11 protein-coding genes are annotated in these 10511 nt (G+C 31.0%); 9 read left to right on the forward strand and 2 right to left on the reverse strand.

What is annotated here, in order from left to right; all coding sequences use genetic code 11:
- The first annotated feature begins 2 nt into the window (after positions 1-2).
- The 9 genes from V7R38_RS05320 to V7R38_RS05360 all read left to right on the forward strand — a co-directional run bounded on the left by V7R38_RS05320 (position 3) and on the right by V7R38_RS05360 (position 8010).
- A complete protein-coding gene (locus V7R38_RS05320) occupies positions 3-755 on the forward strand; it encodes an MbnP family protein (protein WP_334056442.1) in 753 nt (250 codons plus the stop codon).
- A 13-nt stretch (positions 756-768) separates the two neighbouring features.
- Complete coding sequence (locus V7R38_RS05325; RefSeq protein WP_334056444.1) at positions 769-1827, forward strand: cytochrome-c peroxidase; 1059 nt, start codon at positions 769-771, stop codon at positions 1825-1827.
- 106 nt (positions 1828-1933) lie between these two features.
- Complete coding sequence (locus V7R38_RS05330) at positions 1934-2263, forward strand: HesB/IscA family protein (protein WP_334056446.1); 330 nt, start codon at positions 1934-1936, stop codon at positions 2261-2263.
- A 12-nt stretch (positions 2264-2275) separates the two neighbouring features.
- On the forward strand, positions 2276-3724 hold the full coding sequence (gene sufB, locus V7R38_RS05335; RefSeq protein ID WP_334056448.1) for a Fe-S cluster assembly protein SufB: 1449 nt from the start codon (positions 2276-2278) through the stop codon (positions 3722-3724).
- A 27-nt stretch (positions 3725-3751) separates the two neighbouring features.
- Positions 3752-4612 (forward strand): N-acyl homoserine lactonase family protein, encoded by an 861-nt coding sequence (locus V7R38_RS05340; protein ID WP_015481353.1) that lies wholly within the window; start codon positions 3752-3754, stop codon positions 4610-4612.
- 12 nt (positions 4613-4624) lie between these two features.
- Positions 4625-5374, forward strand: a complete 750-nt coding sequence (sufC, locus tag V7R38_RS05345) for a Fe-S cluster assembly ATPase SufC (RefSeq protein ID WP_015481352.1) — start codon at positions 4625-4627, stop codon at positions 5372-5374.
- 54 nt (positions 5375-5428) lie between these two features.
- Positions 5429-6742: a Fe-S cluster assembly protein SufD gene (sufD, locus tag V7R38_RS05350; RefSeq protein WP_334056451.1), complete on the forward strand. Its 1314-nt coding sequence runs from the start codon at positions 5429-5431 to the stop codon at positions 6740-6742.
- 84 nt (positions 6743-6826) lie between these two features.
- On the forward strand, positions 6827-7030 hold the full coding sequence (locus tag V7R38_RS05355; protein ID WP_334056453.1) for a hypothetical protein: 204 nt from the start codon (positions 6827-6829) through the stop codon (positions 7028-7030).
- 74 nt (positions 7031-7104) lie between these two features.
- A complete protein-coding gene (locus V7R38_RS05360; protein ID WP_334056455.1) occupies positions 7105-8010 on the forward strand; it encodes a hypothetical protein in 906 nt (301 codons plus the stop codon).
- Here the strand turns inward: V7R38_RS05360 and V7R38_RS05365 are convergent, their stop codons facing one another.
- Together V7R38_RS05365 and V7R38_RS05370 are read right to left on the reverse strand one after the other, a co-directional pair.
- Complete coding sequence (locus V7R38_RS05365) at positions 8011-9594, reverse strand: OmpA family protein (protein WP_334056457.1); 1584 nt, start codon at positions 9592-9594, stop codon at positions 8011-8013.
- A 9-nt stretch (positions 9595-9603) separates the two neighbouring features.
- Positions 9604-10509, reverse strand: a complete 906-nt coding sequence (locus V7R38_RS05370) for a PorP/SprF family type IX secretion system membrane protein (protein WP_041383492.1) — start codon at positions 10507-10509, stop codon at positions 9604-9606.
- Positions 10510-10511: the final 2 nt, after the last annotated feature.

A 10511-nucleotide genomic window follows, 5' to 3' on the forward strand; every position in this document is an offset into this window, starting at 1 on the left:
TTATGAAAAAAATAATATTCACTTTAGTAGTATTTTGTTTTACATTTTTGGCCTGTTCAGAAGACAATGATGTAAATATAGAAACTGTAAATATTACTCTTAAATTTACCCAAAATTGGGATGGTACAGCAATTTCATCATCAGATTTTAATCAGTTTAAATTTACCAATGAAAATGGAGATTTAATTAGTATTGAAAGATTAAGATATGTGGTTTCAAATACAACAATTGGGGCAGTAGCCAATAATTATCAACTTATTGATGTTGGTGAAAATACAGGTGCAGAGATTGTTTTAGAGGGTATTACCAAGGGCTCAAAATCACTTAATTTTACATTTGGTTTTAATGATGCAGATAATTTAGATGGTATTTATCCAGATTTGAATTCAGCTTCTTTTAATGTTCCAGAAATGTTGGGTGGAGGCTATCATTACATACAATTTGATGGCAAATACAAAGACACTAATAATGCAGATGCTAATTTTAATTATCATGCAATTAGAGCTGCAGATATTACAGATCCAGATAACTTAATTTTACAAGATACTTCAATAGATATAGACCTAGGGAATGTCGAAATTTCAGACAATACAACCATAGAAATTCAAATGAATGTTGCAGAATGGTTTAAAAATCCAAATACCTGGAATTTAAACGAACTTAATACAGTTTTAATGCCCAATTTCGATGCTCAAGTTTTAATGAATGCCAATGGTCAATCTGTTTTTTCTCTAGGTGAAATAACCAATAATTAGTACTTTTAAGGATATGAGAAAATTAGGTGTATATATTTTATTTATCACTTTTTTAATGAGTTGCTCATCTAAAGAGGAAGATATTTATGTACCTGTTTCTTACAATTTACAAATACCAGAATTATTTGCAGATAAGCTTATAGCACCTGTTATCCCTGCTGATAATCCGCTTACAGAAGAAGGGGTAGCTTTGGGTAAAAAGTTGTTTTTTGATAGAATTTTATCTGGTAACCAAACACAATCTTGTTCTCACTGTCACAAATTACAAGAAGCTTTTTCAGACAGTTTTCAATTCAGTGAAGGTGCTGAAGGAGATTTAGGTTCAAGAAATTCTATGCCCTTATTCAATTTAGCCTGGAATTTTGATGAGCGTTTTGCTTGGGATGGTAAAGAATTTGGTTTAGAAAATCAGGTAATTGAGCCCATTGTAAATCCTGTAGAAATGCATGGAGATTTAAAAGAGATTACCAAAAGGTTAAACAATCATGATAGGTATCCAGATTTGTTTCAATTGGCATTTGGTACCTCAGAAATCAGTTCAGACTTGGTAGCTAAGGCAGTTGCTCAATTTATGAGAACTATCATCTCTGCAAATTCAAAATTTGATAACTATTTATTGGGTGAAGCAACTCTAACAGTTGAAGAACAAAATGGATTTAACATTTTTATGAGTGAAGAAAAAGGGGATTGTTTTCATTGCCATGGAAGCAATAATAATCCACTGTGGACAGACAATCAATTTCATAACAATGGTTTAGATGAAACCTTTACAGATTTAGGTTTAGGGGCCATTACTGGAGATCCTGCAGATAATGGTAAATTTAAATCACCATCATTAAGAAATTTAACTTATACAGCACCTTACATGCATGATGGACGTTTTTCTACCTTAGAAGAAGTTATCAATCACTATTCAGAAGGCCTAAAATTCTCAGAAACTATAGATCCTTTGATGAAAAAAGTAAATCAAGGTGGAGTAGGTTTAAGTGACGCAGAAAAGGCCGATTTAAAAGCGTTTTTATTAACACTTACAGATCAAGATTTTATCAATAATCCTGCTTTTAAAAACTAATCAATAAAACCAATAACCACATTAGGTTTCATAATGAAAGTTTGTGTTTTTTTTGCGACTTATGTCGTATATTTGCAGACAATTTAGATTTAATCTATTTAAAATTATGATAAAAGTTTCAGACACAGCAAAGAGAAAAGTCATTGAACTGATGACAGATGATGGCTTTGACTCAACAAAAGATTTTGTAAGAGTTGGTGTAAAGAGTGGAGGTTGTTCAGGCTTATCTTATGATTTAACTTTCGATAGTAACCAACAAGAAAACGATAAAGTTTTTGAAGAGAATGATGTAAAAATTGTCGTAGACAAAAAAAGCTTTTTATATTTAGTTGGTACCACTTTAGAATATTCAGGAGGTCTAAATGGTAAAGGCTTTGTGTTTAACAATCCAAACGCAAATAGAACTTGTGGTTGTGGAGAATCATTTTCACTTTAAAATTAGACAATCATGTCAAAGTATACAGAAGAAGATTTAGAACAAGAATTAAAAACCAAAGAGTATGAATATGGTTTTTATACAGATATAGAAAGTGAGACGTTTGCTAAAGGTTTAAATGAAGATGTTGTTCGTGCAATTTCTAAAAAGAAAAACGAGCCAGAATGGATGACTGAATGGAGGCTAGAAGCGTTTAGAGTTTGGGAAAAAATGACAGAGCCAGATTGGGCTAACGTTAAATATCCTAAGCCAGATTTTCAAGAAATTGCCTATTATTCTGCACCTAAAAAGAAACCAAAATTAAATTCTTTAGACGAGGTAGATCCTGATTTATTAGAAACATTTAAAAAATTAGGTATTTCTATAGATGAGCAAAAGAAATTAGCAAATGTTGCAGTAGATATTGTAATGGATTCTGTTTCTGTAGCAACTACTTTCAAGAAAACTTTGGGTGAAAAAGGTATTATTTTTATGCCAATTTCAGAGGCCATACAAGAGCATCCAGAGTTGGTGAAAAAATATTTAGGTACAGTTGTGCCAACATCAGACAACTTTTATGCAGCTTTAAATTCGGCTGTTTTTTCTGATGGATCTTTCTGTTACATTCCAAAAGGTGTTAAATGTCCTATGGAATTATCAACCTATTTTAGAATAAACGAAGGAGGAACAGGACAATTTGAAAGAACTTTAGTTGTTGCAGACAAAGGTAGTTATGTTTCTTATTTAGAAGGTTGTACTGCACCTCAAAGAGATGAAAATCAATTGCATGCTGCAGTTGTAGAATTAATTGCTATGGATGATGCAGAAATTAAATATTCTACAGTGCAAAACTGGTTTCCTGGAGATGAAAACGGAAAAGGTGGTGTATTTAACTTTGTAACCAAAAGAGGTTTGTGTGAAACCAATGCAAAAATTTCTTGGACACAAGTTGAAACAGGTTCTGCAGTAACTTGGAAATATCCTTCTTGTATTTTAAAAGGAAATAATTCTGTTGGTGAATTTTATTCTATAGCAGTAACTAATCATTTTCAGCAAGCAGATACAGGTACTAAAATGATTCACTTGGGTAAAAATACCAAGTCAACCATTATCTCTAAAGGTATTTCAGCAGGTCAATCTCAAAATTCTTACAGAGGTTTAGTACAAATAAACTCAAGAGCAGAAAATGCACGTAATTTTTCGCAATGCGATTCACTTTTAATGGGTAATGCTTGTGGTGCACATACATTTCCTTATATAGAGGCTAAAAACAAATCAGCTCAAATAGAACACGAAGCTACTACAAGTAAAATTGGAGAAGACCAATTATTTTATTGTAATCAAAGAGGTATAGATACAGAAAAAGCAATTGCATTAATTGTAAATGGTTTTAGTAAAGAAGTACTTAACAAGTTACCAATGGAATTTGCTGTAGAAGCACAGAAATTATTAGAAATTTCTTTAGAAGGTTCTGTAGGATAAGCATAAAAATTAACTTAAACCAAATTAATGAAAAACCTATTCTACTTATTTTTTGCAATTAGTATTGTAAGCTGCAAAAATGCAGAAAAGAAAGAAGCACAATCACCTAATGTTCCTGAAGTGAAATTGTATCAATTAAAAGGAGGATCTATTTTGGTGAAAAAGCTAGAGGTTTTTTCTCAAGATACAACTTATACAGGTCAACAAAAGCAATTTACAGATACCTATTATGTAATTTCGCATCCAAAAGGAAACTTGATGTGGGATGCTGGTTTACCAGAACAATTAGTATTGCCAGAACCTTTTGATGAGCCAAGTGGAGTATATCGAATTCAAAGACAAGATTCACTGAAAAATCAACTAAAATCGATAGGATTTAAAGTAGAAGATTTTAAATATTTTGCAATGTCTCATTCTCATTTTGATCATACAGGTCATGCCAGTTATATGAATGATGCAACTCTGTTAATTCAGAATGATGAATTTAATGTAACTCTTGGAGATACTGTAAAAGCGAAAAATGAAGCTTTTAAAAATCTAACCAAAGTGCAAAAATTATATGGAGATTATGATGTTTTTGCAGATGGTACAGTAATTATAAAAGCAATGCCTGGTCATACAATTGGGCATCAAGTTTTATTAGTAAATGTTACAGGTTTAGAAAAACCAATTTTATTAACTGGTGATTTGTATCATTTCGAAGAAAATAGAATACATAAAAGAGTACCATCATTTAATTACAATGCACCTCAAACTATAAAAAGTATGGAGGCTTTTGAAGAATTTGCAGAAGAAGAAAATGCAGAAGTGATTATACAACATTCTCCAAAAGATTACGAAAAATTAGAAAAATTATTAAATAGCATAGAGCCAAAAGCTCAAAACTAAAGAGTAGAAAACATGTTAAAAATTAACAATTTACACGCAGCAATAGAAGAAAAATCTATCTTAAAAGGATTAAACCTAGAGGTGAAAGCTGGTGAAGTTCATGCAATCATGGGGCCTAATGGAGCTGGAAAAAGTACTTTAGCAAACATAGTTGCAGGTAAGGAGGATTATGAAGTAACCAATGGTAGTATAGAATTAGATGGCGAAGATCTTAGTGAACTAGCACCTGAGGAAAGAGCTCATAATGGAGTATTTTTATCTTTTCAATATCCTGTAGAAATTCCTGGTGTTTCTGTAACTAACTTTATAAAAACAGCTATTAACGAAACTAGAAAAGCAAAAGGCTTAGAAGATATGCCTGCTAAAGATATGCTTAAGAAGATTCGTGAAAAGTCTGAATTGTTAGAAATAGATCGTAAATTTTTATCTCGTTCGTTAAATGAAGGTTTTTCAGGTGGAGAGAAAAAACGTAACGAAATTTTTCAAATGGCAATGTTAGAGCCAAAATTAGCCATTTTAGATGAAACCGATTCTGGTTTAGATATTGATGCTTTACGTATTGTTGCAAATGGTGTAAATAAATTAAAATCTAAAAACAATGCTGTAATTGTTATTACACATTATCAAAGACTTTTAGATTATATAGTTCCAGATTTTGTACACGTTTTACACGATGGTAAAATTGTAAAAACTGGTGATGCCTCTCTTGCATTAGAATTAGAAGCAAAAGGGTATGATTGGATTAAAAAGGAACTAGTTTAAACACAAAAGCTATTTGTAATAGCCTTTGTGATTTTAACTTTCAAACGAAATAAAATGGAATTAAAAGATAAATTACTTTCTTCTTATGTAGCTTTTGAAGACAATGTAGACTTGAACTCAGAAGTTCATGAAATACGTTCTAAAGCTTTAGAAAACTTTGACAAGCTAGGTTTCCCAACCAAAAAATTGGAAGCTTGGAAATACACATCTTTAAACTCACTTTTAAAAAACGACTATAGCATTTTTCCTGATAGAGAAAAAGCTGTAGAATTAGCAGATGTTAAAAAGTACTTTATTCATGATATAGACACTTATAAAGTAGTCTTTATAGATGGTAAATACAGTTCTTTCTTATCTGCAACAACGCATGAGAAATTCGATGTTTGCTTAATGTCTTCTGCATTAAATAAACCAAAATACAAATCAGTAATAGAAACTTATTTTAATAAAGTTGCCAAACAAGATAACTTAACAAGTTTAAATACTGCATTTGCATCAGAGGGTGCTTACATTTACATCCCAAAGAATATCGAAGTTCAGAAACCAATTCAGATTATTAATTTTACAACAGGTTCTGAGCCAGCAACAATGATTCAGCCAAGAAATTTAATTGTGGTTGAAGAAAATTCTCATGTTCAAATTATAGAACGTCATCAAAGTTTAACTTCTAACGAGGTTTTATCTAATGTTGTTACCGAAGTTTTTGCGGCTAAAAGTGCAACTGTAGATTATTACAAAATTCAGAACGATAATACCAATGCTTCATTAGTGGACAATACTTATGTAAATCAAAAATCGAACAGTGTAGTATCTGTGCATACGTTCTCATTTGGTGGTAACATTACTAGAAATAATTTAAACTTTTATCAAAATGGAGAACATATAGACTCTATTTTAAAAGGTATCACAATTATTGAAGGTAAACAACATGTAGATCACCATACTTTAGTACATCACATAGAGCCAAATTGCGAATCGCATCAAGATTATAAAGGTATTTTTGATGAACGCTCTACAGGTGTTTTTAATGGTAAAGTAATTGTAGAGAAAGAAGCTCAAAAAACCAATGCTTACCAGCAAAACAATAATGTTTTAGTTAGTGATAAAGCCACAATAAACGCAAAACCTCAATTAGAAATTTTTGCAGATGATGTAAAATGTTCTCATGGTTGTACAATTGGTCAGCTAGATGATGATGCTTTATTTTACATGCAGCAAAGAGGAATACCTAAAAAAGAAGGTAGAGGATTATTAATGTTTGCCTTTGCAAATACGGTGTTAGAAAGTGTAAAAATTCCTGAAGTAAAATCAAGAATTACCAAGCTTATTGCTAACAAATTAAACGTAAATATTGGTTTTGATTTATAGGTAAACGTTAATCTAAGTTTTGATAGCGTTAATCTTAGTTGCTTTTAATTGTTAAATTCGTAACTCACAATAAACAACCAAATTATGAACAAAACAATTAAAACAGTATTACTAATTGTAGGTGTAGTTTTATTAGCTTACGGAATTTACACAATGGTAATACCAGAAACTAAAGTGGCCATTGGCGATGTTAGTTTAGTAGAAGCACAGGACAATACCAACTCATTCATAGTAATAGGTTTAGGAATTGCAGCAGTAGTTTTAAGTCTTGTAAAAGGAAAAAGCTAAAACTCCAAAATAATATATAAAACCACTCAAATTTGGAGTGGTTTTTTTTTGTTATAATTGTTTATCTTTACGTTATGATAAAATTAAACCACTTATTCTCTGTTGTTTGCCTTCTTTTAATGACTACTATTTATGGTCAAGAAAGAAAATTATATGTAGATAATTTTGCAAATATTTTAGGTTCTTATACGCTTGAGCATGAACTTTTCGAATTTGTAGAAACTAATGAAATAGATGAACTTATTTTGTATGATTTACATAAAGTACATAAACGATTTCCATTAGGTGATGCCTCTAAGAACCAATTATTAGCCGATTTTATTTGTAAGGCTAAAAAAGATTTTGGTGTAAAAAGTGTAAGCGCATCAGGTGAAACTGGAGATTTTTTTATCAAAGCAATTCATCCTTATAACCAATCTAGGGAAAACGAATTAGAACGTTTTGATATTTATAATATAGAATATGAATATTGGAACAAAAAAGAATCTGTAGATAATGGTTATTACTGTGAAACTTACTTAAAAAATGCACAGTTAAAATGCAATAGAGAAAATTCTTTCAACTATTTCATTAGCTCTTTAAAAGTGATGAAAGAACTTGCTCAGGATGATAATATGGATGTTAAAACTGAGGCTTACGTTGGCAGATATACGAGAAAAGAAGTAGATCAAATAAGCGCGCATGTAGATAAACTTTTAATACACGATTATGTAAAAGACCCAAAATACAGCTACGTTTACGTAAAAGACAGGTTAAACTATTTAGATGCAATTCATTCACATATAGAAGTTTCTATATTATTCTCTCATGAAAATCATTTTATGGGCAGATGGTTACAAAGTCATAGATTTCAAGAAGCAGAAGAAACGTTTCATTTAGAATTGTCTAAGAATGATGTAGAACTAAGTGAACACCTAAATTTTAGTGGTTTCACTTACTACAATTACAGTTGGTTTAAAAGAAATAAAAAGATAGATTAGTTATTTACCTACTGTAAACGGATTTAAAATAACAAATTCAGTTCTTCTATTCTCTAGATGTTTTTCTTCTGAACACTGCACACCATTAGAACATTCGTTTACCAAATCTTCTTCACCAAAACCAATTCCGAAAATTCTGTTTTTGGCAATACCTTTGTCAAGAATCCAATTTACGGTTGCTTTTGCTCTTCTATCAGAAAGCCTTAGGTTATAACTATCATTTCCTCTACTATCTGAATGTGCTCTAATTTGCACTATAATTTTTGGATATCTGTTCATTAAATCAACCACCATTTGTAATTCTTGTTCTGATGTTTTTTTAATGGTTGCCTTTGCTAAATCAAAATAAATAGGAGGTATGTTTAGCATAACTTGATCTCTAACTGTAATAAAGTGATTGTTTTCTATAGGCTCTAACTCTAAATCAACTTCTATAAAATTTTGTTTAGAGCTTGCAACTTCTTTAAATGCTTGATGAAAATTTTCTTTAGAAGCCTCTAGTTTGTAGTTTAATTCACAGTCTATGGTAAAAGAAAATCTACCTTGTTTATCTGTAATTACAGCTGCTAACTCTTTATTGTTATGAAACAATTTTACCTCTGCAGATGCAATGGTGTTGGTTGTTTTGTTATTTACAACAATACCTTTTAAGGTTTCTTTACATTCAAAAATTGGTGCATTAATTTCGGTTATTGCGTAAATATCATCATCTCCTTTTCCACCTTCTCTGTTAGAAGAAAAATAGCCTGTATTTTTACCTTTTTGTTTCACAAAAGCAAAATCATCTTGATTGCTATTTATAGGAAAACCTAAGTTTTGAGGTGCAAAATAATCGCCTTGCTTGTTTAATTTGGTAGCATAAACATCTAAATTTCCTTTTCCAGAATTGAATCCGTTAGAAGAAAAATACAACATATTGTTTTCATCTATAAAAGGAAACATTTCTTTTTTAGAGGTGTTTACAGTGGTTCCTAAATTTTTAGGTTCGCTATAAGAACCATCAGCATTTATATCTACTACATAAATATCGGTCTCTCCATAAGAATCTGGCCTGTCTGATATATAGTAAAGCTTGGTATTGTCTGCATTTAAAACAGGATGTCCAGAGCTAAATTCATCGCTATTAAAAGGCAATCTTTCTACAGCTACCCATTTGCCATTTTCGTCTATTTTGGCTTTATAAATTTGTATTAGGTTAACACCTTCTTCGTTTGTTCTGTATTCTTTATGGAAGTAGTTATTTCTATCAAAATAAACAGTTTTTAAATCTTTAGAAAAGCTAAGGTTAGACTCATGGTATTTGGTATCTAATTGATGACCAAATTCTGTAGGATTTGTAATTTCTCCATCAGATGAAATTTTTCCTTGATACAATCTTAAAAAAGGCTCGTGATTGCCAGACCAAACACGTTTCATAAAAACCGTTTTTCTTGCTGAAGCAAAAACGGCTGTAGAATCGTTATAGAAGCTAACACCAAAATCTTGGTATTTTTTATTGATATCTAAATTTTTAATAGTGTAGTTCTCTTCTTGAGCAAATAGACTTAAGGTTAAGAAAAGAAATGGTAGTATAATTTTTTTCATAATTTAAGTTTAAAAGAATCTTGGACTTTTTAAATTTCTTCGGTTAAAATCGATAAGCAACATTATTTCATGTGAGCCAAAATTAAAGTTCCCAAAGTTTCCAATACTTTGATCATATGAATAACCAATTCTCATATCTTCATTTAGTAAAAAGCCAATTACACCAGAAAACGATTTGTTAAACCTGTAAGATGCACCAAATTCAAACTTCTCTTGCCAAAGTAAATTGGCTGAAATATCTACAGATAAAGGTGCATTTTTTACACCTCTAATCATGGTAGAAGGCTTTAGTTTTAAATCATCATAAATATCAAAAACGTAACCAGTAGTAATAAAATAATGCATTTCTTCTGATGCTGTAGATACAACCCCAGCAGATTTTTCTAGATACCTGGTTTTTAACAAATTTGGTATCGAAAACCCAGCATAGAATTTGTCTGTATAGAAATAAGCACCTGTTCCAAAATTGGGTGCAGTCCTATCTATAGGTACGTTTAAAGGATCGTTATTATTGTTTGCAGTTAAGGTATTTACTTGTAAAGAAGTTACACCTGCCTTTAAACCTAAGGCTAATCTGCTATTTTCTGAAGTTACAATCGTGTACGAAAAATCTCCAAAAATATTTGTTTCTCTTACAGGCCCAACTCGATCTGCAATTACAGAAAGCCCTAGACCTACAGATTTACCAACAGGTGAATGCGCTGCCAATGTTAACGTTCTTGGGCTACCCTCTATACCTACCCATTGAGACCTACCTAAAACACCCAAACTAAATACACCTTTAGAACCTGCGTAAGCAGGGTTAATAACATTCATGTTATAATTGTATTGCGTATACAGTGGATCTTGCTGACCTTTAATTGAAATTGTGACCAGTAAAAGAGTACAACTAATTATATATTTTATGCTTTTCATAT

It is taken from the genome of Polaribacter sp. P097 (assembly GCF_036864555.1).
GTDB lineage: Bacteria > Bacteroidota > Bacteroidia > Flavobacteriales > Flavobacteriaceae > Polaribacter.

Excerpts from the sequence above, each read along its gene's own strand:
- V7R38_RS05320 (WP_334056442.1), top strand. The coding sequence starts at position 3 with ATGAAAAAAATAATATTCACTTTAGTAGTATTTTGTTTTACATTTTTG.
- V7R38_RS05325 (WP_334056444.1), top strand. The coding sequence starts at position 769 with ATGAGAAAATTAGGTGTATATATTTTATTTATCACTTTTTTAATGAGT.
- V7R38_RS05330 (WP_334056446.1), top strand. The coding sequence starts at position 1,934 with ATGATAAAAGTTTCAGACACAGCAAAGAGAAAAGTCATTGAACTGATG.
- sufB (WP_334056448.1), top strand. The coding sequence starts at position 2,276 with ATGTCAAAGTATACAGAAGAAGATTTAGAACAAGAATTAAAAACCAAA.
- V7R38_RS05340 (WP_015481353.1), top strand. The coding sequence starts at position 3,752 with ATGAAAAACCTATTCTACTTATTTTTTGCAATTAGTATTGTAAGCTGC.
- sufC (WP_015481352.1), top strand. The coding sequence starts at position 4,625 with ATGTTAAAAATTAACAATTTACACGCAGCAATAGAAGAAAAATCTATC.
- sufD (WP_334056451.1), top strand. The coding sequence starts at position 5,429 with ATGGAATTAAAAGATAAATTACTTTCTTCTTATGTAGCTTTTGAAGAC.
- V7R38_RS05355 (WP_334056453.1), top strand. The coding sequence starts at position 6,827 with ATGAACAAAACAATTAAAACAGTATTACTAATTGTAGGTGTAGTTTTA.
- V7R38_RS05360 (WP_334056455.1), top strand. The coding sequence starts at position 7,105 with ATGATAAAATTAAACCACTTATTCTCTGTTGTTTGCCTTCTTTTAATG.
- V7R38_RS05365 (WP_334056457.1), bottom strand. The coding sequence starts at position 9,594 with ATGAAAAAAATTATACTACCATTTCTTTTCTTAACCTTAAGTCTATTT.
- V7R38_RS05370 (WP_041383492.1), bottom strand. The coding sequence starts at position 10,509 with ATGAAAAGCATAAAATATATAATTAGTTGTACTCTTTTACTGGTCACA.